Raw genomic sequence first — 25,456 nt, 5'->3', positions numbered from 1 at the left:
GTTACGGAAAGTGGGAGTCGTTGCGGAAAGTGTACCAGAGTCGCCGGTCAGCGAGCAGCAAACACAGGGGGTGATGCCAAAAATGCGCAGAGGGCATCTAAGGGCATAGGACGAGCGAAGTAGTAGCCTTGAAAGTAGTGGCAGTGGTGCTGTTCAAGGTAGGCAAACTGCTCCAGCGTCTCTACCCCTTCCACTAGTACTCCTAACCCCATTTTTCCCGCCATGGCGACAATACCATCGATAATGGCCGCATCGTTGCGATCGGTAATCACATCGCGCACAAACGAACGGTCAATTTTAATTTTATTAATCGGCAGGCGCTTAAGGTAGCTCAAGCTAGAGAAGCCGGTGCCAAAATCGTCTAAGGCAATATGAACGCCCAACGCAGACAAATCCGCTAATGCCTGGATTGCTTGTTCGGCGCTGTCCATTAAAACCCCCTCGGTAATTTCAAGCTCTAGCAGGACTGGCGCTAAGCTACTCTGGGTCAGCACCTGTTGAATAGAGGCCAGAAAACCGGGGCGTTGAAACTGCATCGGGGAGATATTGACCGCCATGGTGATCGGGCCAACACCCATGGCATTAAGCTGCTGGGCATCCCGGCAAGCGGTCGCTAGCACCCAATCGCTGATCGGTATGATCTGCCCGGTATCTTCTGCCAAGCTGATGAAATCAGACGGCGGAACATTACCGCGCTCTGGATGTTGCCAGCGGATTAATGCTTCTACGCCTACCACGCGGCCACTCGGGGCATGGACTTGTGGCTGGTAATAAAGCGTAAACTGTTGTTGCTCAATGGCTTGCTGAAGCGCACTGCGTAAACTGACCCGCTCACTTACCTTGCGATTTAAGTCTTCAGTATACCAGTGGTAGGTGTTGCGTCCGCGTCGCTTGGCCTTGTACATGGCCAAATCTGCTTGTTGGATAAGTTGGCGAGGGTTTTTCATATTGCCATCGTTGATAGCAATGCCGATGCTGGCGGTAATACGCAGCTCGCTGCCACGGTACCAATACGGCGGCGAAAGCCTCTGCAGCACGCGCTCCACCACCTGTATCACGTCTTTTTCATGGGCTAAGTCGGGCAGTAAAACAACAAACTCGTCGCTGCCAAAGCGCGCCACGGTGTCCCAAGGGCGTAGTTCATCTTCAAGACGCTTGGCAACCTCGACTAAGATAAAGTCGCCCACCTCATGGCCGAGCGTATCGTTAATGGGTTTAAAATCATCCAGATCAATAAACAGAACGGCAATAAAGCGCTGGTAGCGACGTGCTAACACGCACCCCTCTTCCAAGCGCTGACCAAGCATTACTCGATTAGGCAGCCCGGTCAGCGCATCGTGATTGGCGTTATAGGTAAGCTGGGCCTGATATTCGCGCTGTTCAGATACATCGTTTTGAACACCCAGATAGTGAGTCACGTCACCTGTTTCGTCGCGCACTGGCGAAATATACAAGTCGTTCCAAAAAATCGAACCATCACGCCGATAGTTACGGATCACTACGTGCACTTCGTGCTGCTGAGCAATACCTTCCTGCAGCAGTTTGACGGTAGCGGGGTCGGTATCTTCGCCCTGCAAGAACCGGCAATTACGCCCCAGCGCCTCACTGCGCGAATAACCGGTTATGCGCTCAAAGGCGGCATTGACGTAGACCATAGGGAGATCGCTGCTTTGGGCAGCGACAATAATCACCCCGTTGGTGCTTGATTCCACACTACGCTCTAGCAGCTTCAGCTGATGCTCACTCGCTTTGCGCTCGCTAATGTCGCGAAAATAGACGGTAAGCCCTTCAGCTGAAGGATAAACATGCACTTCCAGCCATAACTCTAACCGCGGATTGAAAGCTTCAAAATGTACCGCCGTTTGTTGGCTAGCCGCACGTTGATATTCGTCGTCAAAGTAGCTGCCTTTTGCATCAGGAAAGCTCTGCCAAATATGCTGGCCCAGCAGCTCGCCTTCGCGGCGCTTTAAAATACGCTCCGCCTCACTATTAACGTAGGTAAAGCGCCAATCCGTATCTAAAGTGAAGAAACCATCGGTGATACTGTCAAGCGTAATGGTGAGTCGTTGCGCAAGCTGGGTTAGATTTTCACGCAGCTGTTTTTGCTCAGTAATATCTTGCGTCGAGCCCTCCACCTGACTAATTTCCCCCCGCTCATCGCGCACGGCCTTACCAATAACACGCACCCAGATATGCTTACCTTGGTAAGTAATCACCTCTAGCTCTTCGTCAAAACTTACTCCCTGTTGGCAGCAGGCGGTAAAGACTTCCAAAATACGCGGCTGAGAGGCGGGCGCATAAAACCCTATTGCCTGTTCAACGGTCGGTTGGAAACCGGGAGCCATACCATGCAGGCGGGAAACTTCATCCGACCAGTTAGGCAGCCCTACGGCCATGTCCATGTACCAACCGCCTATCAGCGCCGTTTCACCGGCTATTTTAAATAGCCGCTGGTTGCTTAATAACTGTGCTTCTGCCAACTTACGCTGTGTAATGACCCGGGCAATAATATAAATAACATCACCACCGGCAGTTGGGGTGATTTCAATCCAATGGACCTCCCCAGACACGGAGATGGCGCGGACTTCAAAGGGGGCAACAATTCCCCTGTGCTGCATACGCACCAGCGCCGCTTCAATCACCGGATAATCCTGCGGATCTACCACCAATCCGCAGCGGCGCCCGATCAACGCACCGGCTGAATACCCCAACAGCGATTCAAAGGCCGGATTAACCTCAAGCAGTGTGCCCTGAAAGTCGATACAGCAGAACAGATCCTGCGAGAGCAGAAAGAACTGATCCAACTGACCTTTAGTAAGCACTGAGGGCATACGATTTCCTAGGCAATGAAAAGACACGTTGCGAGAGCATAATTGGCTCCGTTATTTTTACTGGGACGCTCGGTGCTTTATGATGAGGTTTATCATAGTTTGACTCGCCGTGTCTGCGGTATTAGGGAGAATAACGTGCTATCTATCACCAAACTGCGCATTGCCACGCGTAAAAGCCAACTGGCTATGTGGCAGGCTGAGTACGTTCGCGACCGCTTAATGGCGGAGCACAGTGGCCTGGAAGTCGAGCTTGTAGCACTTTCAACCAAGGGCGATAAAATTCTTGATACGCCGCTTTCAAAGATTGGCGGCAAGGGTTTGTTCGTCAAAGAACTGGAAGACGCCATGCTGGACGGTCGCGCCGATATTGCCGTTCACTCCATGAAGGATGTGCCGATGCACTTTCCTGAAGGACTGGGCTTGTCGGTCATTCTAGAGGGCGCCGACCCAACTGATGCATTTGTATCCAACCACTACTCTAGCATTGATGAGCTTCCAGAAGGGGCGCGTATTGGTACAGCCAGCCTACGCCGTGGCCTGCAAATGCGAGAAGCCCGCCCTGACCTGCAAATTCTTAATCTACGCGGCAATGTGCAAACGCGGTTGGCCAAGCTAGATGCGGGCGAATTCGACGCCATCATTCTGGCAACCTCGGGCCTTAAACGCTTGGGTTTGGATGAGCGCATTGCTCAGGCGCTTCCACCGGAAGTGTGCTTGCCCGCCTGCGGCCAAGGCGCGTTAGGTATCGAATGCCGTCTGCATGACCCCGAACTCGTTGCGTTGCTGGCGCCGCTGGATGACGCCGATACTGCCACGCGCGTGCGTGCAGAGCGGGCCATGAACACGCGCTTAGAAGGCGGTTGCCAAGTGCCTATTGCGGGCCATGCGGTGCTGGACCTGGATAATGAAACCTTGTGGCTGCGCGGCCTGGTCGGCAACCCTGAGGGTACAGAAGTGCTACGCGCCGAAGGGCGAGGCTCGATGCATGAACCTGAAGCGCTGGGTATTCGCATTGCCGAAGAGCTGCTCGACCAAGGCGCTGGCGATATTTTGGCAGAGGTTTACGGCCGCGAAATATGAGCCAACCGGTACTGATCTGCCGCCCAGGGGAACGCGGCGAAGCGTTAGCGGCGGCGTTGCGCAACCAGGGCGAAAGCGTTGAATCACTCAATGTGATGCAGCTTGAAGCACTGCCAGAAGACACCGCCATGCGGCAAATTTGGCTGGATATTGATCAGTACCGTAAGATAATTGTCATCAGCCCTTTTGCTGCCACCTGCTTAAGTGAGGCGCTGGATCGCTTCTGGCCGCAGCTACCGGTGGGAATTGACTACTATAGTGTTGGCAGCGCCACCGCGAGTACGCTTTACGATCAATTGGGAATCCGCGTCCATGTGCCTTCACCCACCGCGGGCGAAGATACCAGCGAAGCGCTGCTGGCGCTTGCATCGCTGCAGCAATTAGCGCATCAGCGTGTTCTACTGGTGGCCGGTGAAGGCGGCCGGCCCCTGCTCGCTGAAACGCTTGCCGAGCGGGGTGCAAAGGTGACGCGCATTGCCGTGTATCGGCGCACCTTTCATGCTCTAGCACCTGCTCAGCAGGCGCGCCTTTTTTCAGGTAATTATCGGGCGTTGATCGTCACCAGCAGCGAACTGCTGGAACATCTGGCAAAATGGTGTAATCAGGCGGCCTTGAACCAACCGCTAATCGTTTCCAGTCGCCGTTTGGCTACACTGGCTGGCATACTGGGGTTTTCTAACCTCAAGGTGGCGTCCGGAGCAACGCCAGCTGCGTTGATAGCGGCGTTGGAGACCTGCGACCCACAGGGTGCCGATGTCGATCAAGGAACTTACTAAGGGCTAGCGACAGATGAGCAAACAAGTAAACGATCAGGACGATGTACAACCTACGTCCGCCGATGCCTCCCAAGGCGTCCCTACGACGACTAACAAAGCAGCTTCCACTACCGACGCCACTGAGCCTAGCACGCAGTCTCCCCCGTCTAGCTCAGCAACACCGTCTACTAATAGTGGGGCTAAAAATAGTCGTTCACGGCGGCGTGGAAAAGGATCCCAGAATACGGGCTCAACTGCTACTAGCTCTTCAGATAGCACCTCAAACAGCGCCTCAGAAAAGAACCCTGCCGTGCCCGGCACTTCACAGGCGGGGGCAAAACCAGCGGATGCAACGCCGACGACGACTTCCAGCGCGGCTAAAGGCAGCAGCACAGCTTCGCCGAGCGCGGCTGCACCAAGCCCTTCAAGCACCACTGCTAACGCTTCTTCAGGTTCCACTGCTGCAAAACCTGCTACCGGCAAGGCTGGTAGCGCGGGCAATGGCAGTGGAAATAGTGATGGTGGAAACAGTGGTAGTGGAAATAGTAGCGGTGGAAACAATAGCGGCGGGAATAGCGGTAAAAAGGGCAGCGGTCTCGCCATCGCCCTGGTACTTATCTTAGCCATTGCCTTAGCGCTCGTTGCTTGGCAAGGCTGGCAGCGTCTGGAAAGCCAGCAACAACGCCTCGACGAACTGGCGCAACAGGCTGAAGGTAGCGCTTCGCAACAGGCAGTCAGCGACCTTGAGTCGCGTTTAGACAGCGGTGAAGCGGAGCGCAATGAAGCAACTCAAAGCACCATGGAAGAGCTGCGTAGTGAGTTTGACAGCTACCGTAGTGATGTCGACGAGACGCTGGGCCAAGTGCTTGACCAGCTCTCACAAGAGCAGGACACCGACGAGCGCGAATGGCTGCATGCCGAAGCCGCTTATCTACTACGCCTAGCCAACCAACGCCTGCAGCTAGAAGGCGACGTTGATGGCGCCGCCGCGCTACTGCGCACTGCCGATGCACGCTTGGTCGATGCGGATAACCCCGCGCTGACCCCCGTTCGCGAAGCGATTGCCAATGAGCTAGCCGCGCTTGACGCCGTGCCCCAGGTTGACCGTACAGGGCTCTACCTAGCACTGAATGCGCAGCAGGAGCGCATTTCTGAACTGCGTCTCTCGCAAGAAATTGAAGAGCAGGCGGTAACGTCGAGTATCGAGCAGCCGCCTACCGGCACGTTCCAGCGCCAGCTAGCGCGTTTCGGTGAAGAGCTCAAAGACTTGGTGGTGGTTCGCCATCACGACGAAGCCCTGGAAGCACTGATTACCCCGGAGCAAGAGTCTTACCTGCGCCAAAGCCTGCGCTTAGTACTGGAGCAGACTCAGCTAGCCCTGCTCAATGAAGAAAAAGAGCTTTATGATGCGAGTATCGATAAAGCGCTACAGCTGCTAAACGACTACTACGACACCACTCGCGAAGAGACGCAAAGCGTTATTACTCGTCTAGAGGAGCTACAGCAAGCCGAGGTTAAACCGGAGCTGCCGGATATCAGCGCCTCTCAGCAGGAACTGGCACGCTTTATTGAGAATCGCTATGAGACGCGTGGCCAAAGCGGAGGTGATGCATGAGAAAGCTCGTTCTCCTCATTGTCGCCGGGCTTGCCGTCGGGGCCCTGTTTGGGCACCTGATGATGTCGGTACCCGGTTACTGGCTGATCCGCGTGGGCGACTCATCTATTCAAACCTCTTTCTGGTTTGGCCTAGTGCTGCTGTTTGCGGCGTTTGTCGTGCTGCACTTTGTACTGCGCTTACTCAGCGGCATTATTCGCCCCATGGGACGCTTTCGCACCTGGAACAGCCGTGCCCGCAACCGCCGCGCCATGCAGCGCACTCAGCGTGGCTTGGTAGCGCTCACCGAAGGCCGCTGGAAAAAAGCCGAAAAGACCTTGGTGAATGCCGCTGACGACTCTAGCACACCACTGGTCAACTACCTCTCGGCGGCCCTGGCCGCGCATTACCAAGGGCATCACGCAAAATCCCAAGAGCATCTCAACCAAGCGCAGCTAACCACCGACGGCGCCGATACCGCGGTGGGCTTGATGCAGGCGCAAATGATGATTGAGCGTCAGCAGCCGGAAGAGGCGCTGGCGATCCTGAACCGGTTGGATAAAAAGCTCTCGAACCACCCGCAGGTACTCAAGCTACTCAAACAGGTGCATTTGAGCGTCAACGACTGGGAAGGCTTACGGCGCTTGATTCCAAGGCTAGCTGCGCAAAAGCTGATTACCCAGCAAGAGCGTGAGCAGCTGGAATTTAAAGCCTACCGCGAACTGATCGTGTTTGAAGCGCAAAACCCCACCAATATTGAACGAGTGCGGGGGCTGTGGGCCGACATGCCCGACTACCTGCGCGGCAACACCGAGCTAATCGTGCTCTACACCGAAGCGCTGATTCAGGCTAACGAGGAGCCGATTGCCGAGCGTTTGCTCAACCACTCGCTGGATCATCACTGGGACGCGCGCTTGGTGAAACGCTATGGCCTGCTGAATGTGGACGCAGGACGCCAACTGGCGAAAGCTGAGAAGTGGCTGCAGGAACGCCCCAATGATCCTGAACTGCTGCTCGCCTGTGGTCGTCTCTCTCTGCGTGTTGGCCAGTGGGAAAAAGCGCAGGAGTACTTCGAAGCCAGCCAGCGTCAACGCCCCAATGGCGTGGTATGTGCTGAACTTGCCCGCCTTTATGCAAGCCTTGGTGAGCATAACAAAAGTCAGCTTTACTACCGCCACAGCGTTGAAATGCTGGCCAAGTCGCTACCTTCGCTGCCCCAACCAAGCGATGCGAACGATAGTCAAAAGCCGGATACGAAAGCGGCCAAAAAACGCGCTTAACCTAGCATTTCTATCATTGAAAAAGCGGCTTTAGAACACGCAAAAAGGTGCCTGAATAGGCACCTTTTTGCTTTGGACGATTACTTGGCAACCGGCGTTTCAGTGGGCTGAGGAGACAAAGGTTCAGCCGATGCCTCTGGGGACGGCAAGGCCGCCGTGCAGTGTCCACACCGTGTGGCTTTGATAGGCACCACCATTAAACAATACGGGCAAGGCTGCTCCGTAGGACTCGCAGGCGCCACTGCCTCTTCGCGCTTTAACCGGTTGATGGTGCGTACCAACAGGAACACCACGAAAGCGACAATCGTAAAGCTGACGACCGCATTAATAAACAGCCCCACGTTCAATGTCACCGCCCCAGCGGCTTGCGCATCCGCCAGCGTCGCATAAGGGCCGCCCACCGCCCCTTGGCGTAACACCACAAACAGATTTGAAAAATCGACACCGCCTACCAGCAACCCAATCAGCGGGTTCATCACATCCGCCACCAGGCTCTGCACAATCAGCGTAAACGCCCCGCCGATGATGATGCCCACCGCCATATCGACCACATTGCCTTTTACCGCAAACTCTCGAAATTCCTGGAAAAATTTTGTCATTGAGCCTCCACTCTTGCGTCTAGGCGATGTTGAGATAAAGACATGCCATGTTTGCTGAGGAAGAAAGACAGATATCGCTCGCGGGCTTATTAAGAGTGTATCGCTTCTCTGGATTTTTGCGCCGTATAATCCAAGGCCACGCCACTTTAATCTTTCTTCTTACTTTCATCATATCTTGTTTGTTGCAATGACCGCCTGAAAGGCAGCTTTATAGCCTTGAACCCCTAGTCCGGCGATTACTCCATCGGCACGCAGCGAGACATAGGAGTGATGCCGGAAGGCTTCTCGCTTGTGCACATTCGATAGATGCACCTCAATCACTGTGCCATCGAAAGCATTAAGGGCATCAAGAATGGCCACGGAGGTGTGGGTATAGGCAGCGGGGTTGATAATAATTGCTTGGGTGCCATCCAGGCGGGCGGCATGGATAGCATCGATCAAGGCGCCTTCATGGTTACTTTGCAAACACAGCATGTCCCAGTCGGCCATTACCGCTTTCTCTCGCAACATATTATTCACATCATCTAATGTCGTGTAGCCATAGATTTCAGGTTGACGACTACCTAATAAATTTAAATTAGGCCCATGTAATACTAGTACCTTTCCTTTACTCATAACGTTTTACTACCCTACTTGTATTGAACATATCAATAAAAATGGTTGATCTATCGCTCAAACCACTAACTGCGCCAGCGCCTGTTCAAGCGATGCTTGTTGGCGCTGAGTGTAAAGCTCAATCTCATCAATGACGGTAGTCCCTAAAGCCTGCTCGAATTGCTGTTGGCTGGCGCTACTGCCGTAGTTATCGCGACTGCTTTCGCCCAGATTGGACTGAAAAATGCCAGCCGCACTCACCGGTAAGAAACCTTCATAAATCATCGGTGTGACTGACAGGGTGCCCTGCTGAATCAGGCTATCCACCTGCTCTATCGAAACAGGCCCTTGCACCGGCACGCCCTGCACCGCGTGGTAATGGAAGAATGCTAACGCTTCCCGACGCAGAATGGCGTAATCATCGGGGAACGCGGTGAAAACTTCCGCTAAATGGGCTTGATGAGTGTCATTATCCGCCCCCTTGGGCGCACTTTCTCGCGCCGTCGTCAGCAGGCGATCATAAAGCTCGCGCCCTTTTTTAGTTAGCGCAATACCGCGCTGCTCGATCTCGCCAAAACGAGCAGTATGTTTGCCTTCGGCGGCATCTGCGAAAGCGATGGTCTCCTCTAACGCTTTGAAACTGGTCTGGCGCAAGAGTATCGGGCAGTTGCGGCGGGGCGGGCCTTCAATGGTAGCTTTGGGATCAATACCCACGCTTGGCATACGTCGCTGTACTTCATCAATATCTAACGTTCTCGGCGCTAGGTGGTTAATGTGTGGGCCGCGGAAACAGACCACGTCGGCGATCAAGCGATGCTCATGATGCAAACGGTCATAAGTCGCCAAATCGACTGTGGCGTTGTCATGCCAGCGGAACGTTTCCAGCGCTTCCTGAACGAACTGCTCGGCATCGGCGGCGCTAAGCCCACCCTGCTGCTCGAAGCCTTCAATGAGCGTTTTCACATTATCAGTAAAAATATCCCGTGAGCTTAAAATGGCGCTTGCCTGTTCGCGGAGTTCGGCCTTTTCGATGAGTTCCAGGCGCAGCAGCGAGGTAAAGACACGAAAGGGATTACGCTTGAGCGCACGATCGGCGACCGGACGAAATGCTGTGGAGTGCACCGGCACGCCCGCCGCCGCCAGGTCATAATAGCCCACCGGCTCCATTCCCATTACCGCGAACATTCGCCGTAGCATGGCAAGCTCGTCAGCGCTGCCCACGCGAATCGCACCGTGGCGTTCAACATTGATGCGGGCCAGCTCGTCGCCCTCCTGCAGTGCACCGTTAAGTTCTGGATTAGCAGCTAGCACCTCTCGATTAACAGCCTCGACCAGCGACAACAAGGTGCCGTATTGCGGCACTTCCTGCTGATACATCGCTGACATCGCGCTGGAAAACTGATCGCGGATTTCATCACTGCTAACGTACGCTGAACTCATGGAATTGTCCTATTTATAAACGGCTATATCTGCCCATAAAAGGCTGTACCTACATAGTAGCGCTATCGGTGCCTTAACAATTTCACTTTTTCCGCACCTTGCTACACCTAAAAGCCCCCTCACCTTAACGAGTAGGTATTTTAAACTGTTACATTAGCGCTTGATCTTATGAACCTAGGCACGCCATCAATGACGCTTCCGCTTTATTTAGGTTTGCCCATGTGGGCCAATCAAGACTGGCTCGGCAGTCTTTATCCGCGCCATGCCAAAACCGAGCTATTAAGCGATTATGCCGCGGTGTTTTCGAGCGTTGAAGGTAACACTACGTTTTATAGCGGTATTCCAAAACCGGAAACAGTCGCCGCTTGGGCACGCCAGGCGCCACCCCACTTTCGTTTTTGTTTTAAATTACCGGCAACCGTCACTCACGATCAACGGCTTACCCATTTAGAAGACGCATGGGCATTTTTAGCCGCCCTTGAACCGCTGCACGATCGCCTTGGGCCCACCATGGTTCAACTACCCCGCGACTTTGGCCCTCAAGAACTCCCTCAGTTGGAAGCGTTGCTCGCTGATTGGCCTGCTCATTTGCCTTGCGCGGTAGAAGTACGCCACCCTGATTTTTTCCACAAAGGGGCCGCTGAAATTGCCCTTAACCGCCTGTTGATAACTTATTCGGCCAACCGCGTGATGCTTGATGTCCGTCCGCTCTTTTCAACCCCGTCAAATGATCATATGGGCCTGGCTCATGCCCAGCAAGAAAAGCCAAAACTCCCACTACACGTGCTTTCCACGGCAAATTATCCGGTAATTCGCTTCATTGGTCATATTGACAAAACCATAAACAGTGACTACTTCACCGCCTGGAAAGCTCGCCTAAAACTGTGGATAAGTCAGGGGAAAACCCCTTTCTTATTTGTGCATACTGCGGATAACCGCGAGTCCCCCCACATGGCTCGCCTACTTTATAACGCACTCGGAGAAGAGACGCCCTTACCCCCGCTTGAGCCCTTTGCCGGTGAAAAGCAAAGCCAGCTGTTTTAGGCCGCCTTTTTAGGCCAGCTAACTGGCATGCTCGCAGTCGATCAGATAAATTGCGCTTACTTTCGAAAAAGACGCTAACAATGACGCTGTTTTTCGAAAATTAGCGTGCACACCACGCTGTGACTGACACAATAATCGACTTCATAGGTGATGTATGGCGAAGCTCGCACACGCGCAGTGGTCATCGCGAATGACCTTTGTGCTGGCCGCCGCTGGTTCAGCGGTGGGTCTAGGGAATATCTGGAAATTTCCATATATGGTGGGTGAAAGCGGCGGCGCTGCTTTCGTATTTGTGTATTTACTTTGTATCGCACTGATTGGCTTGCCCATTCTCGTCTCCGAGTGGCTACTGGGGCGGCGTGGCCAGAAGAACCCTGCCAGCACGATGTCAGAACTGGCCCGCACCGCAAACAAGCCAAAAGCATGGGCCATTGTCGGCATTAGCGGCATTGTTGGGGCCTTTTTGATTTTGTCGTTTTACAGCGTGATTGGTGGCTGGTCACTCTACTACACCGTTAACTCAGTGAGCGGTGCCTTTAGCGGTCAAGACGCCGACGGGATTGGCGCCCTGTTTAATGGCATGCTGAGTAACCCAGGCTTACTGCTGTTGGGCCATTCGATCTTTATGCTACTGGTGATTGGCATTGTCGCCCGCGGTGTTACCAAAGGGCTTGAAGGCGCTGTACGCATTCTAATGCCAGTACTCGCGCTGCTGCTCGTTGTGCTGATCGGTTACGGCATGTCGACCGGCCACTTTGGTGAAGCGTTGACGTACATGTTCAACCCGGACTGGAGCAAGCTCAGCGCAGAAACCGTGCTGGCCGCCTTAGGTCACGCCTTCTTCACCCTCTCACTGGGTATGGGCATCATGATGGCTTACGGCTCTTACTTGGGCAAAGAGATCAACCTGCTGCAAACCGCCCGCACGGTCATCATCATGGACACCGTCATTGCCCTAGGCGCTGGGCTAGCCATTTTCCCGATTGTGTTTGCCAACAACCTGGATCTTGCCTCAGGCCCTGGGCTGATTTTCGTCACGCTGCCGTTGGCGTTTGGCAATATGGATGGTGGCTTGATCCTAGGCTTGATGTTCTTCTTGTTGCTCACGTTTGCCGCGCTGACCTCAGCGATTTCACTGCTTGAGCCGGTGGTTGAGTTCGTTGAAGAGCGCACGCCGCTCAGACGTGTCATGGCAACGGTTGTGGCCGGCGTGGGGGCTTGGTTGCTCGGCATTGCGGCACTGCTATCGTTCAACGTTTGGAGCGAGCCGCTCATGTTTGGGCTGGGCGTATTCGACCTGCTGGATACGCTGACCAGCAAAATAATGCTGCCGCTAACCGGGCTAGGCGCGATTCTCTTCGCCGCTTGGTGCCTGGATCGTAAAAGTGTCGAAGCCGAGCTTGAACTTTCAGCGACCGGTAAAAGCGTATGGAACATCATCGCACGCTATGTAGCGCCCGCTGGCGTTATTGCGGTGTTCGTGACAGGGCTTATTTAAGGTAAGCTGTCACTTCCCTGCTGTTTGCTAACCTCAGTGCAATTCGCTCTCTTGCCGATCTTCATCGGGCAAGGGGGCGATGTCCCGCGATAGCTTCTGAAATTCTCGATGCAATTCAATCCCACGACGCGCTCTTAGGCTACGCTGGGCAGCGCTCCGCTGACGCTGGGCATGTTCATCTACTTGCATACTCATAAAGATGTCGAGCAGTTCGCTTTTAACCGAGGTGATGCGTTCGACGTTTCTCATAATCGACGTTCCTCCAGGTGAATATGCCTTCGTCCACCTGCATCCGTGACGACTGTTTGATGCAGTGCGGCACTTCACTTCTTACTATAACCTACTTGACAAAATGATGAACATTCTTAAAAAAAGTGCCTAACGGCATTTTAACGCTAACCTTAAACAACGCTTTTCATGCCCATTTGCGCTATCAGTCAGGCATACTGTGGCAAATGCTAGAAGTAAGCCAAGTGTGTGCTGAAGAGCCAAGGAGCTGAACGTGAGTCGCGCCCTGTTCGATGAAATGAGACGCCGCATGGAGCACTTTCGACGCTCCGAGCAAAAAGTGGCGCGGTTTGTACTGCGCAACCCCGAAGAGGTCATCCACATGCGTATTGTGGATCTGGCCACTGAAGCCACCGTCAGCGAACCGACCGTGGTGCGCTTTTGCCGTGCGCTGGGGTGTAACGGCTTTCAGGATTTCAAGCTACAGCTAGCGCAAATGCTGGCCAGCGGCAGTCAGTTTGCACAATTTTCCATGAACGATAGCGACTCGGTCGCTGAGTTTTCCCATAGCATCTTTGACTCGACCGTGGGCACGCTGCTCTCTGTGCGTGACCGGCTGGATAACGACGCCCTGGGCCGAGCGGTTAATGCGCTAGCGATGGCTAATCGCGTGGAGTTCTATGGCTTTGGCGCCTCAGGCGCGGTCGCCTTTGACGCCCAGCACAAGTTTTTCCGGCTGCAAATTTCCACCTCCGCCTACGCCGACCCTCATATGCAGAATATGTCGGCGGTAACCCTAAAAGAGGGTGACGTGGTGGTGGCCATTTCTCAAACCGGCCGCACCAAAGCGCTGGTTGCCAGCGTGCGCTTGGCCCGAGAGGCAGGCGCGACGGTGATTGGCCTCTGTCCCAGCGGCTCCCCGCTCGCCGAAGAAGTCAGCCTGCCGCTATATATCGATGTTCACGAAGACACCGAAATCTACACGCCGCTTAGTTCACGTATTGCCCATCTGGTGCTGATTGATGTGCTCGCCGTCGGGGTCGCTAAAACCCGCGGCCCAAAACTCGCCGAACAGCTTAAAGCGGTTAAAAAGAGCCTCAATACGCTGCGCTTTCCTGAAGAGTCGTAATCGTTAACCTGTATACACAGCCAGTTTGCTGGCTGTGCTAGACTAGCCGCCTATTTTTTGATCCGGCAGCGGCTACTATGGACGACGTCACGGCGATTCTCGATCAGCTCAACTCCGCACAGCGCGAAGCAGTGAGCGCCCCCCAAGGTAACCTGTTGGTGCTCGCAGGGGCAGGCTCCGGCAAAACCCGCGTGTTGGTTCACCGTATCGCCTGGCTGATGCAGGCCGAAGGGTTGTCTCCCTACGCGCTGCTGGCGGTTACCTTTACCAATAAAGCCGCTAAAGAAATGCGTACCCGCCTTGAGACGCTGCTGAGCCTCTCGCTGCGACATGTCTGGGTCGGCACCTTTCACTCCATTGCCCACCGCCTGCTGCGCACCCACTGGCAGGATGCTCGGCTGCCGCAACACTTCCAGATTATCGATTCCGACGATCAGCTGCGCCTGGTTAAACGGCTGCTGAAAGATTACTCGATCGATGACGAACGTTATCCGCCGCGTCAGGTGCAGGGGTTTATCTCCGGCTGCAAAGAAGAAGGGCTGCGCCCGCACCAGGTAAATGTCGATGGCGATGCCTACATGGGTCAGATGGTCGAACTCTATGAGCGCTACCAACTGACCTGCGAGCGCGGCGGTCTGGTCGATTTCGGTGAGCTGCTGCTGCGAAGCCTGGAGTTACTGCGCGATAACCCAGCACTGTTAAAACACTATCAGGAGCGCTTTGGTCACGTACTGGTGGATGAGTTTCAGGATACCAATACGCTGCAATACGCCTGGCTAAAACTGCTCACTGGCATGAAAACGCCGATGACCGCGGTGGGCGATGACGACCAGTCGATCTACGGCTGGCGCGGTGCCAAGGTGGAGAATATCAGCCGCTTTGAGCAGGAATTCCCGCAAACCCATACCGTGCGTCTAGAGCAGAACTATCGTTCCACCAGCGCGATTCTTGAAGCCGCCAATACACTGATCAGCCACAACAGCGAGCGGATGGGCAAAAACCTGTGGACTGATGGCATCGAAGGCGAGCCGATCTCGATCTACGCCGGGTTTAACGACCTGGAAGAAGCGCGTTATATCGTTGATACCATCAAAGAGAAGGTCGACGAAGGCTTTAACCGCCGGGATATCGCGATTCTCTACCGCTCCAATGCCCAGTCGCGGCTGCTGGAAGAGACCCTGATTCGCCAAGGCATGCCCTACCGTATTTACGGTGGCCACCGTTTTTATGAACGCTTAGAAATCAAAAATGCCTTGGCTTACCTTCGCCTGATGCTCAACCGCGATGACGATGCCTCCCTTGAGCGGGTCATTAACGTCCCCACTCGTGGCATCGGCACGCGCACGGTCGAGATTGTCCGCCTGCGTGCACGTGAGCAGAGCATTCCGCTGTGGCAGGCGCTCCACGATGCGATTAACGACGGCACTTTAAAAGGCCGCGCTGCCAATGCCGTACAAACCTTCGCCAACCTGATCGAGCAGCTCGATAACGACGCCTCCGGCATGGCACTGCACGAGATTATCGATCACGTTACCGTTCATACAGGCCTGATAGAACATCACAAAAGTGAGCGCGGCGAGAAAGGTCAAGCGCGCGTGGAGAACTTGGAAGAGCTAGTCACTGCTGCCCGCGCCTTTACCCAAGGCGATGTCTTTGAAGCCCCTGAAGCGGGCGAAGGCATGGCCGCACTGGAAGCGTTTCTCTCCGAAGCAGCCCTTAACGCTGGCGACCATGAAGCTGAAGAGTTTGAAGACAGCGTACAGCTAATGACGCTGCACTCCGCCAAAGGCCTGGAGTTTCCCGTGGTGTTTATTGCCGGGGTCGAGGAGGGGCTTTTCCCGCACAAGATGTCCCTGGAAGAGCCGGGCAGGCTCGAAGAGGAGCGCAGACTTTGTTACGTCGGCGTCACTCGCGCCATGCAGAAGCTCTACCTGACCCACGCAGAAACTCGCCGCCTGCACGGCAAAGAAGTGTTTCCACGCCCCTCACGCTTCTTACGCGAGCTACCGCCACACCTGCTGGAAGAAGTCCGCCTGCGCGGGCATATTTCACGCCCGGTGACCGCGTCGCGCACTTCTTTTGCTCAGCAAAGCGTCGAAAGTAGCGGCGATCTGCCCAGCCTGCACGTCGGCCAGGGCGTTGAGCATCCGGTGTTCGGTGAAGGGATTATCCTTAATGCGGAAGGCGAAGGTGCCCGCGCCCGTGTACAGGTCAGTTTTGAAGGCGAAGGGGTAAAATGGCTGGTACTTGGCTTTGCTAAGCTGACACCGCTATAGCGATCTGTTCACTTACGTCCCATTGAATGCGCCCAGGCGCCACGTAGAGGTCATTATGAAACAGCGCTTAAAACGCCTATTTCCAGAAGTGAGTAACGGCTGGCAATCACTCAGCGGCTACCAGCGCTTTGAACGCTTAGTATCGATGGTACTGACCCTCGCCATCGGCGGCGCTGTGCTGGTCGCCATGTATTATCTGGTCATTCATGTGGTACAGCTGCTGTTTATTCAAAGCCGCGACCCCTTTGACTACCGCGTGTTTCAAGCCTTGTTCGACATGATTCTTACCGTCTTGATTGCCATGGAGTTCAACAACTCCATTATCCGCACAATGACCAGCGGGAAAGGCTTCATTCACGTTGAAATCGTCGTGCTGATTGCCATTATGGCGCTGGTGCGCAAGTTTATGGTGCTGGATATGGAAGTCATCGACCCCTGGCAAATAGGCGCGCTATCGGTGGCAGTCCTGGCGTTAGGCGGTTGCTATTGGCTGGTGCGCCACGGCAACAGTATGAAAGACGCAGCGGATGATTAGTCAGAAGGCTTGCGAGCTAAATTCGCTATAAAGCATACTAACCAGCAGACACGGCGCACTTAGCGCCCTATAAAAACAGATAATGACTTTTGGAGTTTTGCTCACATGCAACGCCGTAACTTCCTCAAAACCGTTGGCCTAGGCGCTGCGGGTGTCGCTGCCGCCCCCTTCGTAACTACCTCTAGCGTACGCGCTCAAGAGACCTATACCTGGGACATGGTCACCTCGTGGCCGAAAAACTTTCCCGCCCTGGGCACCGGTGCAAATGATTTTGCCCGCCGGGTCGAGCAGCTTTCCAACGGCCGTATGCAGATTCGCGTCCATGGCGCGGGTGAGCTGGTACCTGCGCTTGAAGTATTCGACGCCGTGGCGGCGGGAACCGCTGAGATGGGTCACTCTGCGTCCTACTACTGGCGCGGCAAAGTGGCTGCTTCACAATTTTTCACCGCTGTACCGTTCGGCATGACCACCACCGAAATGAATGCCTGGTTGTACCATGGTGACGGCCAAGAGCTGTGGGACGAAATCTACGCCAATCACAACCTGAAACCCTTTGCTGTCGGTAACACCGGCACGCAAATGGCGGGCTGGTTCAAGAAAGAGATCAACTCGCTAGACGATATGCAGGGGCTGAAATTACGCCTGCCAGGCCTCGCGGGTGAAGCCATGAACGGCATCGGTGTCAGCACCGTCAACATACCGGGATCCGAAATTTTTACCTCGCTGCAAACTGGCGCTCTGGATGCCGCTGACTGGGTGGGGCCGTATAACGATTTGGCATTCGGTCTGCACCAGGTCGCTGATTACTACTACACGTCGGCTTGGAACGAGCCCTCAGCGGTACTGGAAGGCACGATCAACCTGGATGCCTGGAACGCGCTGCCGGAAGACCTGCAGGACGTCATTCGCGAAGCCGCACGTGCATCTAACCTGGCGATGATCAGCGAATTCGCCTTTCGCAACGCCCAGGCACTGGAAGCATTGGTCGATGAGCACGGCGTTCAGCTGCGCACCTTCCCTGAAGACGTGATGGCAGCGCTTTACACCTCCTCCCAGGATGCCATCCAGCGCCAAATCGAGGACGATGAAGAGTCCCGCCGCGTGTATGAATCTTACTCGGCGTTTCAGAAACTACTGCGTCCGTTTAGCGACGTGGGTGAATACGCCTATCTCAAGAACCGCGACAACGTAGGTGCCTGATTATCCAGTCAGGTAAGCAGCAAGTACGGCAAAGGGCGCACTGAGCGCCCTTTTGCTATTTTAGGGGGGAACATTGAAGGGGTTGATAAGAAGGGCTATTCGCTGTGTACCGCTCGGATCCGTCCGTTATCGTCTAATGCGACCATTACAAAACGCGCCTCTGTCACCTTTTGACGCTCTTCAATCCGTTGCCCATGGGGCGGGCGTACCCATACTTCCACATCAATTTTGATTGAGCTATGACCGATCTCTTGTACCTGGGTGTAGACACTGACCATTGAGCCGACGCGCACCGGGCTTAAAAAATCCATGGCTTCAATCGCCACGGTGGCCGTTCGCCCACCCGCTTCGCGGCAGGCTGCAAGCTCAGCTGCCTGGTCCATTTGATTGACTAGCCAACCACCGGGTATATCACCATAAAGATTGGTATCTTGGCGGGAAGCCAGTAATTTTAAAGTAAGCTGCCCTTGAGGGGCCGGTACGTCATCCAAATCGGTTTCCAGAAGAGTCATGGGTTCGTCGCTTAGTCAGTTTATTGTTGTAAACGTTGCAGTAAGGCACATTGCCAAGGGGCGTTGCTGCGTCGCAACACAAGTGAATGGATTCAGTTAACCATAAGAGGACGCTTGTTTGAATACTCTTTCATCTCATAGAAGCTACCTTTTATCGCTACGGCACACCTCAGGTTGCTGGGTGATGATGGCCCTGCTGCTGGTGACGCCACCTACTTGGGGGCAATCACTGCCGATAACCGGCACGTTAGGTGCCGTCGGTTCTGACACCATGGCTGGGCTCATGCTGCGCTGGGGCGAAACACTGACTTCCCGCTACCCAGAGGTAAAGCTGCAATTTCAAGCCAGCGGCTCGGCCAGCGCCCCAACCGCGCTAATGGCAGGTACCACCCGGCTGGGGCCGATGTCGCGGCCGATGAGCACTGAAGAGCGTAATAATTTCATTGACCGCTACGGCTACCCGCCGCTGGAGTTAAAGGTTGCCCGAGACGCGCTGATTGTGGTCGTCCATCGCCATAACCCGCTGCGCGCGCTCACCCGCCAGCAGGTCGATGCGATTTTCTCGACCTCGCGTGCCTGCGGTGCCGAGGCGCCGATACGGCGCTGGGAGCAACTTCCGGCAACCCGTGAGTGGTCATTTGGCAGTATTGCGTTACATGGGCGCAACCTTGCCTCCGGCACTCACGGGCTATTTCAAGAACGGGCGCTGTGCGGCGGCCTCTTTCGCAACGATATTAGCGAACACCCCGGCTCATCGGCCGTCGTCGCTGCAGTCGGCGAGTCTGCCAATGCAATGGGATACGCCGGGTTTAACCACCTAACGCCGGCCGTGCGCGCATTAAGCCTTTATGACGATGACGGCATCGCTATACCGCCCGATGAAGCAGCGATACAGAGCGGTGATTATCCGCTGTCGCGCTACCTCTACCTCTACGTGAACCTGCCGCCCGGGGCATCCTTACCGCCCGCCGAGCAGGCACTACTGACGCTAATCATGTCCGATGAGGGCCAGCAAATTGCACGCGCATCCGGTTTTGTCCCCTTAACCCCAAGCGTCCTTGACGCGCAGCAAGGGTGGTAAGCCGCTGTCATCTAATTGACACATAATCGTCTTAGAATAGGAAGTCATTCTATGCACCGTTTTCACTATAAGCTCTCTTCACGACTCACTCTTTCAATACATGCTGGTCAGTACTGTGATCACCCCGGTTTTGCCATGCCTAGTTTTGTCATGATAGCGACATGACCCCACCTCGGTTAACCTCTTCTCGGCAGCCATTGCGCTTGCTTCAGGATCGTGTGGCCACCGGGTTCATCACCGCTGGTGGTGTCGGGGTGTTGCTGGCGATTCTCGCTATCGGCGTTTTTCTGATATGGGAAACGCTGCCACTACTGGCGATTGGAGAGAGCTTGGCCCTGGCCAAGCTCTCTCCGCTGGCGTGGGGCACCCTTAAAGCCGCGTTGGCTGCACTGCTGTTCGCGATTCCCGTCGCCTTAGGGGCGGCGATCTACTCTGCGTTGTTTATGTCAGCGCGCTTGCGTGCGCGTATCAAGCCCTCGCTCGAAATGATGGAGGCCATTCCCGGCGTGGTGGTGGGCTTTATTGCCGGGCTCATTTTGGCACCGTGGGTAGAGCGACACCTAGCCAGCGCTTTGGTACTGATAATCTGGCTACCGCTCAGTGCCGGGCTTGCGGGCTTGCTCTGGCAACTGGTCAAAGCTCGGCTGCGCCGCCGCTTACCGCTTTCCTGGGCAGGCCTGTGGCTAATACCGTGGCTCGCTCTGATGGTGGCAATAGCGCTATGGCTTGCGCCGTGGATGGAGCAGCTGTGGCTGGGCGGTGATCTGCGTCAGTTGCTCGACCAGCGCTTTGGGATGGATTACGCCACCCGTAACGCCCTGATTGTCGGCTTGGCGATGGGTTTTGCCGTTATCCCCAGCATCTACTCATTGGCAGAAGATGCCCTTGCCGATGTGCCTTCGACCCTGATAGAGGGCGCCCAGGCGCTGGGTGCCAGCCGTTGGCAGGCGCTGTGGAAGGTGGCTCTGGTGGCAGCGGGCCCCGGTATCTTCTCAGCAGTAATGATCGGCGCGGGTCGGGCGGTGGGCGAAACCATGATTGTACTGATGGCCAGTGGCAACACCGCTCTGTTTAGCGCCAGCCCTTTCGAAGGTATGCGCTCCATGGCAGCGGCTATTGCCATCGAGCTTCCTGAAGCGTCACCCGGCGGCCAGACCTATCATCTGCTGATTTTTGCCGCGCTGGTGCTGTTTATCTTCACGTTCCTGGTTAACACCCTAGCCGAGGTTGTCCGCCAGCGCCTGCGCCGCCGTTATCGGCAGATGGGAGGCACTTCATGAAAGCTGGCACGGTCAACACCGCCTCTCGCCGCCCTCGTTTTAACTGGCTGAATGACTTATGGCCTTGGCTATGCGCGGCCAGCGTAGCGCTCTCCTTGCTGATGCTGGGTGCTCTACTGTCGCTATTGTTAGTGCGCGGGCTTGGACATTTCTGGCCCGCGACGCTTGAAGAGGTCACTCTGCGTTCGGGTGACACCTTTGCTGGCCATGCCGTGCGCGAGGTCGAGCTCCCCCAGCAAGCGGGAGATGAACGGCTGTACTTTACCGGCAATCAGGACATTGAGGGCGCCCGCTGGCGCTGGGTGGCGATTGAGGAGATTGCCGAACGCGCGCAGCCAGCTGACTTGATTCGCCTGGAGCGAAGCCCCTGGGGGGATTTTATTGGCCGCTTGGTGGCCATTGAGCAAGACGACCAGCGCTGGGAGGGCGATGCTGCCTGGCAACGGTTAACGACTTTATTAGCGCTTCCCGCTAGCCAACGTCAAGAGAGCCAGCTGCTGCTCACCACCGTGGATGGCCAAACCTTGCGCCAACCGATGGCCAGTGTCGTCAGCGCTCAAGCCCCAAATGCGATGAGCTGGTTGCAGAAAACCCATGTCTGGGGCGATGGGGTCTGGCGGTTTCTCAGCGAAGGACCCCGGGCAGCCAATACCGACGGTGGCGTGTGGCCGGCGATATTTGGCACCGTGCTAATGGTGATTTTAATGTCCGTCATGGTGACGCCTTTTGGCGTGCTGGCCGCTATTTATCTTAATGAAATTGCCCACCAGGGGCGGCTGACGCGCCTGGTGCGTATTGGCGTGCGCAATCTAGCGGGGGTGCCGTCCATCGTGTATGGCGTCTTCGGCTTGGGAGTGTTCGTTTACGGCATTGGCGGCTCGCTGGATCAGTGGTTTTTCAGCGATACATTGCCTTCGCCCACGTTTGGCACCGGCGGCCTGCTGTGGGCCTCGTTAACCCTCGCCCTGCTTACCCTACCCGTCGTAATTGTGGCAACCGAAGAGGGGCTCGCGCGGATTCCTGAGGCCCAGCGCGAAGGCGCCGTGGCGCTCGGGGCTACTCGCCTTGAGATGCTTACCCGCATCGTACTGCCCATGGCGGCACCGGCCATGCTGACAGGCGTTATTTTAGCGGTCGCCCGCGCGGCAGGCGAAGTGGCGCCACTGATGCTCGTCGGCGTTGCCAAACTAGCGCCACAAATGCCCATTGATGGTGAGTTTCCTTACCTACATTTAGAGCGCAAGTTCATGCACCTTGGCTATCATTTATTTGATACCGCCTTTCACGGCGAAGATGTACAAGCTGCGATCCCGCTGGTTTACGCCACGGCGCTACTTTTAGTGTTGATTGTGCTAGTGCTTAATCTAACTGCCATATTTCTGCGTCATTATCTTAGGCGTCAACGGGGAAACGAATGCTAGCGCCTTTACATTCAGCTAATACCGCTCAGGTACCAGTGGCGCACTTTTCGTCCGAGCACAGCTGCCTGAGCATCGATCACTTAAGCCTCGCCTATGCGGGGAAAGAGGCGTTGCGCGACTTAACCCTCAGTGTTCCGCGACATCGTGTGACGGCCTTCATTGGCCCGTCGGGATGCGGTAAGTCAACGCTGTTACGGGCAATTAATCGGCTGCATGATCTCAATGAGACAGTGACCCATAGCGGCAAAATCACGCTGGAAGGGCAGGACATTCACGACCCGCAAACGAACGTGACCGAGCTGCGGCGGCGAGTAGGGATGGTGTTTCAAACCCCCAATCCCTTCCCTATGTCGATCTATGAAAACGTGGCCTTTGGCCTGCGGTTGCAGCAGCGCCTTCCCAAGCGCAAAAGGGACGATATTATTGAGTGGGCATTAACCTCCGCCGCGCTATGGGATGAAGTGAAAGACCGCCTGCACCGCTCCGCCTGGCAGCTTTCCGGTGGACAGCAGCAGCGACTAGTCATCGCCCGCACCTTAGCAGTACAGCCCGATGTGCTGCTGCTTGATGAACCCGCGTCAGCGCTAGACCCGATTTCAACGCTCAAAATTGAGGAGTTGATCCGTAATCTAAAGTCGGAGCTAACGCTGGTACTGGTCACCCACAATATGCAACAAGCGGCGCGCGTATCGGACTACACCGCCTTTTTGCATCAAGGTGAGCTGGTTGAGTACGGACCTACCGATCAGGTCTTCACCAACCCCCGTTTGCAACACACCGAAAACTACATCACCGGCCGCATTACCTAGGCCTTAGCGACTGAAACGTCAGGAGTGCTCCATGGATATTACTAGCGACTCTCACAGCCAGCATATCTCTCGCCAGTTCAACCAGGAGCTGGAAGAGCTAAAAACCCATCTGATGGCCATGGGCGGTCTGGTAGAGAAGCAAGTGCAGGATGCCGTCTTTGCGCTTCTTGAAGGCGACACCCGCCTAGCCGAACAAGTGCGCGACAATGATCGTCAGGTCAACGATCTGCAGCTGCAAATCGACGACGAATGCACCCGGGTACTGGCGCGGCGTCAGCCTGCAGCTTCCGACCTACGCCTGGTGCTCGCCGTTATCCGCGCCACCTCTGATCTTGAGCGAATCGGCGATGAGGCCAGCAAAATCGCCCGTAACGCCCTGCTGCTGAGTGAAAGTACCAGCACTATTCGTGGCTTGGTGGAAGTGCGCCACATCAGCGAGCATGTGCGCAAAATGCTGCGCGATGCGCTCACCGCCTTTGCCCGCTTTGACACCGACCTTGCGATGCAGGTAGTGCGTGAAGACGAGCTGGTTGACGATGAGTACAGCAGCGCAATGCGTTCACTAATGACGTTTATGATGGAAGACTCGCGCTCGATCACCTCCGTACTCAGCATCATGTGGGTATTGCGCGCTCTGGAGCGTGTGGGCGACCACGCTGACAACCTTGCTGAGTACGTGGTTTATCTTGTCAAAGGCCTGGATATCCGCCACAGCGACCCCGACAACCTTGACCCGCAAGTGCTAAAAAAGTCTTGACCTGAAAGGGGTTTCCTCCTGCAATACGTCCAGGCTGTTAAGCGGCCTGGACGTTTGAATCATAAGGAGTCTCCCCCACCATGCTGGATGCTGTCACTGCGCTTAGCCGAGGTACACGCTGTGTGTATCAGCCGGGTATGCGCCGCTATATTTTTCTGCCTATTTTAGTCAACCTGATTGTTTACGTCAGCATGTTCAGCTTCGTGCTCAACCGCTTCGGTGGTTGGCTAGATCATTGGATGAACATGGTACCAACCTGGCTTGATTGGCTCTCCTGGCTTATCTGGCCTCTTTTCGTGATTTGCCTGTTAGTGGTGGTGTTTTTTACCTTCACGCTGGTGACCAGCCTGATCGCCGCGCCTTTTTACGGTTTTTTGGCCGCTAAAGTCGAAACCCAAGTGACTGGCCGTGAACCGATTGATGACCGCAACCTTACTAAAACAGCCATTGATGCCATTGGCCGCGAATTTGTTAAGCTCGCCTATATTTTGCCCCGTGCCGCCGGTCTGTTTGTGCTTAGCTGGATCCCAGGGCTGAACTTAGTATCCCCCCTGCTGTGGGCGCTATTCTCCGCCTGGATCATGGCCATTACTTATCTAGACTACCCAATGGATAACAATAAGGTGACGTTTTCCGATATGCGCCAACGGCTCTCGAAACGCTGGTGGCAAAGCTTAAGCTTTGGGGGGTTAGTCACGCTCATCACCTGGATTCCGCTGGCCAATCTCTTCCTTATTCCCGGCGCCGTGGCAGGTGCCGTACTGCTCTGGGATGATCACTACAGAGACGTGCATGGAGATGCCCGTGGCATCGCGCCGCAGTAGCGCTTATTACCTATGCTCGGCTACTTTGCTATTTTTACGCTTTAAATTGCTCTCCTGCCTTCAATCAACAATAAAGGAATAAATGTATGTTCAAACCCATCGCTTGGCTGTGTGTGTGTTTAGTCAGCACTCTCTCTATGGTGGCATCAGTAGCGATAGCCCACGACGTACAAACAGACACGATGCGTATCGCACACCCCTTTGCCATACCGACCCCTCCGGGTGCGGCCAATGGGGCCGCCTATGTGGATATCACCACCTTTTCAGACCCGGTTACCTTGATTGGCGCAAGCAGCCCTGCAAGCAAAAAAGTGGAGCTTCACGATATGCGAATGGACGGCGACATGATGCAGATGCGTCATGTGGGCGAGCTTTTTATTGAGGCTGGGGAAACCTACACCATGCGTCCTGGTGGTGGCTTTCACTTAATGCTGATTGGGCTAAGCGAACCGTTAACGGAAGGTGACCGATTTCCCATCACGCTAACCTTTGCTGAACAAGGTGATGTGGACATTGAGGTCTGGGTACAAAGCGCCCAGGAAGGTAGTGAAGCCGCGGATGGGCATCACCATCACTAAAAAAAGTTGCTGCCTATAAAAAATTAGACCCCGCATAATGGGGGTCTAAGGACACAATATCTGGACAATAACTAACGCTAGCTTCCTTTCCTTTTGCGGGATTCCAGCCTT

24 protein-coding genes are annotated in these 25,456 nt (G+C 55.1%); 17 read left to right on the top strand and 7 right to left on the bottom strand.

The annotated features are described in order from the left end of the window. Positions 1–47 precede the first annotated feature (47 nt). Positions 48–2,831 carry a bifunctional diguanylate cyclase/phosphodiesterase gene (locus V8L70_RS10255; protein WP_101146906.1) on the bottom strand — a complete coding sequence of 928 codons (2,784 nt, stop codon included), beginning with the start codon at positions 2,829–2,831 and terminating at the stop codon, positions 48–50. Positions 2,832–2,966: 135 nt separating this feature from the next. Here V8L70_RS10255 and hemC point away from each other — a divergent pair, with 135 nt between their 5' ends. Further along, positions 2,967–3,911 carry a hydroxymethylbilane synthase gene (hemC, locus tag V8L70_RS10250; RefSeq protein WP_008956502.1) on the top strand — a complete coding sequence of 315 codons (945 nt, stop codon included), beginning with the start codon at positions 2,967–2,969 and terminating at the stop codon, positions 3,909–3,911. Next, a complete protein-coding gene (locus V8L70_RS10245; RefSeq protein ID WP_101146907.1) occupies positions 3,908–4,687 on the top strand; it encodes a uroporphyrinogen-III synthase in 780 nt (259 codons plus the stop codon). The genes hemC and V8L70_RS10245 overlap by 4 nt, the downstream gene beginning before the upstream one ends. 33 nt (positions 4,688–4,720) lie before the next feature. On the opposite strand, the gene V8L70_RS10240 is transcribed toward V8L70_RS10245, so the two are convergent. Next, positions 4,721–5,293: a hypothetical protein gene (locus tag V8L70_RS10240; protein ID WP_232774925.1), complete on the bottom strand. Its 573-nt coding sequence runs from the start codon at positions 5,291–5,293 to the stop codon at positions 4,721–4,723. Positions 5,294–5,465: 172 nt separating this feature from the next. On the opposite strand from V8L70_RS10240, the gene V8L70_RS10235 reads away from it, so the two are divergent. Together V8L70_RS10235 and V8L70_RS10230 are read left to right on the top strand one after the other, a co-directional pair. Beyond that, positions 5,466–6,281 carry a uroporphyrinogen-III C-methyltransferase gene (locus V8L70_RS10235; RefSeq protein WP_008956499.1) on the top strand — a complete coding sequence of 272 codons (816 nt, stop codon included), beginning with the start codon at positions 5,466–5,468 and terminating at the stop codon, positions 6,279–6,281. Further along, entirely contained in the window at positions 6,278–7,540 is a 1,263-nt protein-coding gene (locus V8L70_RS10230) for a heme biosynthesis HemY N-terminal domain-containing protein (RefSeq protein ID WP_101146909.1), read from the top strand. The genes V8L70_RS10235 and V8L70_RS10230 overlap by 4 nt, the downstream gene beginning before the upstream one ends. A gap of 80 nt (positions 7,541–7,620) precedes the next feature. Here V8L70_RS10230 and mscL read toward each other — a convergent pair whose 3' ends face one another. The 3 genes from mscL to hglS all read right to left on the bottom strand — a co-directional run bounded on the left by mscL (position 7,621) and on the right by hglS (position 10,173). Continuing rightward, positions 7,621–8,139: a large-conductance mechanosensitive channel protein MscL gene (gene mscL, locus V8L70_RS10225; protein WP_101146910.1), complete on the bottom strand. Its 519-nt coding sequence runs from the start codon at positions 8,137–8,139 to the stop codon at positions 7,621–7,623. A gap of 168 nt (positions 8,140–8,307) precedes the next feature. Beyond that, entirely contained in the window at positions 8,308–8,754 is a 447-nt protein-coding gene (aroQ, locus tag V8L70_RS10220) for a type II 3-dehydroquinate dehydratase (protein ID WP_101146911.1), read from the bottom strand. A 57-nt stretch (positions 8,755–8,811) separates the two neighbouring features. After that, positions 8,812–10,173, bottom strand: a complete 1,362-nt coding sequence (gene hglS / locus V8L70_RS10215; protein WP_101146912.1) for a 2-oxoadipate dioxygenase/decarboxylase HglS — start codon at positions 10,171–10,173, stop codon at positions 8,812–8,814. Positions 10,174–10,362: 189 nt separating this feature from the next. Between hglS and V8L70_RS10210 the strand changes: the two genes are divergently transcribed. Next, on the top strand, positions 10,363–11,217 hold the full coding sequence (locus V8L70_RS10210; RefSeq protein WP_101146913.1) for a DUF72 domain-containing protein: 855 nt from the start codon (positions 10,363–10,365) through the stop codon (positions 11,215–11,217). Positions 11,218–11,371: 154 nt separating this feature from the next. After that, complete coding sequence (locus V8L70_RS10205; protein ID WP_101146914.1) at positions 11,372–12,715, top strand: sodium-dependent transporter; 1,344 nt, start codon at positions 11,372–11,374, stop codon at positions 12,713–12,715. A 33-nt stretch (positions 12,716–12,748) separates the two neighbouring features. Here V8L70_RS10205 and V8L70_RS10200 read toward each other — a convergent pair whose 3' ends face one another. Then, positions 12,749–12,964, bottom strand: a complete 216-nt coding sequence (locus V8L70_RS10200) for a PA3496 family putative envelope integrity protein (RefSeq protein WP_008956472.1) — start codon at positions 12,962–12,964, stop codon at positions 12,749–12,751. A gap of 253 nt (positions 12,965–13,217) precedes the next feature. Here V8L70_RS10200 and hexR point away from each other — a divergent pair, with 253 nt between their 5' ends. The 4 genes from hexR to V8L70_RS10180 all read left to right on the top strand — a co-directional run bounded on the left by hexR (position 13,218) and on the right by V8L70_RS10180 (position 18,083). Then, positions 13,218–14,072, top strand: a complete 855-nt coding sequence (hexR, locus tag V8L70_RS10195; RefSeq protein WP_101146915.1) for a transcriptional regulator HexR — start codon at positions 13,218–13,220, stop codon at positions 14,070–14,072. A gap of 77 nt (positions 14,073–14,149) precedes the next feature. Next, positions 14,150–16,348, top strand: a complete 2,199-nt coding sequence (gene uvrD, locus V8L70_RS10190) for a DNA helicase II (RefSeq protein WP_101146916.1) — start codon at positions 14,150–14,152, stop codon at positions 16,346–16,348. Positions 16,349–16,403: 55 nt separating this feature from the next. Beyond that, the gene (locus V8L70_RS10185) at positions 16,404–16,883 is read left to right on the top strand and encodes a phosphate-starvation-inducible PsiE family protein (protein WP_101146917.1); all 480 of its coding nucleotides are present in this window, start codon (positions 16,404–16,406) and stop codon (positions 16,881–16,883) included. Positions 16,884–16,988: 105 nt separating this feature from the next. Beyond that, entirely contained in the window at positions 16,989–18,083 is a 1,095-nt protein-coding gene (locus V8L70_RS10180) for a TRAP transporter substrate-binding protein (RefSeq protein WP_101146918.1), read from the top strand. A 95-nt stretch (positions 18,084–18,178) separates the two neighbouring features. On the opposite strand, the gene V8L70_RS10175 is transcribed toward V8L70_RS10180, so the two are convergent. Then, positions 18,179–18,595, bottom strand: a complete 417-nt coding sequence (locus V8L70_RS10175; RefSeq protein ID WP_008956467.1) for an acyl-CoA thioesterase — start codon at positions 18,593–18,595, stop codon at positions 18,179–18,181. A 184-nt stretch (positions 18,596–18,779) separates the two neighbouring features. Between V8L70_RS10175 and V8L70_RS10170 the strand changes: the two genes are divergently transcribed. From V8L70_RS10170 to V8L70_RS10140, 7 genes are all read left to right on the top strand, one after another. Further along, the gene (locus V8L70_RS10170) at positions 18,780–19,676 is read left to right on the top strand and encodes a PstS family phosphate ABC transporter substrate-binding protein (RefSeq protein ID WP_336269341.1); all 897 of its coding nucleotides are present in this window, start codon (positions 18,780–18,782) and stop codon (positions 19,674–19,676) included. 161 nt (positions 19,677–19,837) lie between these two features. Beyond that, on the top strand, positions 19,838–20,956 hold the full coding sequence (locus V8L70_RS10165; RefSeq protein ID WP_336269340.1) for an ABC transporter permease subunit: 1,119 nt from the start codon (positions 19,838–19,840) through the stop codon (positions 20,954–20,956). Next, on the top strand, positions 20,953–22,377 hold the full coding sequence (gene pstA / locus V8L70_RS10160) for a phosphate ABC transporter permease PstA (RefSeq protein WP_336269339.1): 1,425 nt from the start codon (positions 20,953–20,955) through the stop codon (positions 22,375–22,377). Before V8L70_RS10165 ends, pstA begins: the two co-directional genes overlap by 4 nt. Next, positions 22,371–23,186, top strand: coding sequence for a phosphate ABC transporter ATP-binding protein PstB (gene pstB, locus V8L70_RS10155; RefSeq protein WP_008956463.1), 816 nt, complete (start codon positions 22,371–22,373; stop codon positions 23,184–23,186). The genes pstA and pstB overlap by 7 nt, the downstream gene beginning before the upstream one ends. A gap of 31 nt (positions 23,187–23,217) precedes the next feature. Then, on the top strand, positions 23,218–23,943 hold the full coding sequence (phoU, locus tag V8L70_RS10150; protein WP_008956462.1) for a phosphate signaling complex protein PhoU: 726 nt from the start codon (positions 23,218–23,220) through the stop codon (positions 23,941–23,943). An 80-nt stretch (positions 23,944–24,023) separates the two neighbouring features. Then, a complete protein-coding gene (gene cysZ / locus V8L70_RS10145) occupies positions 24,024–24,767 on the top strand; it encodes a sulfate transporter CysZ (protein WP_101146921.1) in 744 nt (247 codons plus the stop codon). A gap of 86 nt (positions 24,768–24,853) precedes the next feature. Then, the gene (locus V8L70_RS10140) at positions 24,854–25,345 is read left to right on the top strand and encodes a copper chaperone PCu(A)C (protein WP_101146922.1); all 492 of its coding nucleotides are present in this window, start codon (positions 24,854–24,856) and stop codon (positions 25,343–25,345) included. Positions 25,346–25,456 lie beyond the last annotated feature (111 nt).

Source organism: Vreelandella arctica, assembly GCF_037070215.1.
Classification (GTDB): domain Bacteria; phylum Pseudomonadota; class Gammaproteobacteria; order Pseudomonadales; family Halomonadaceae; genus Vreelandella; species Vreelandella arctica.
Note: the sequence above shows the minus strand (reverse complement) of the source record. Positions and strands in the feature narration are given on the sequence as shown.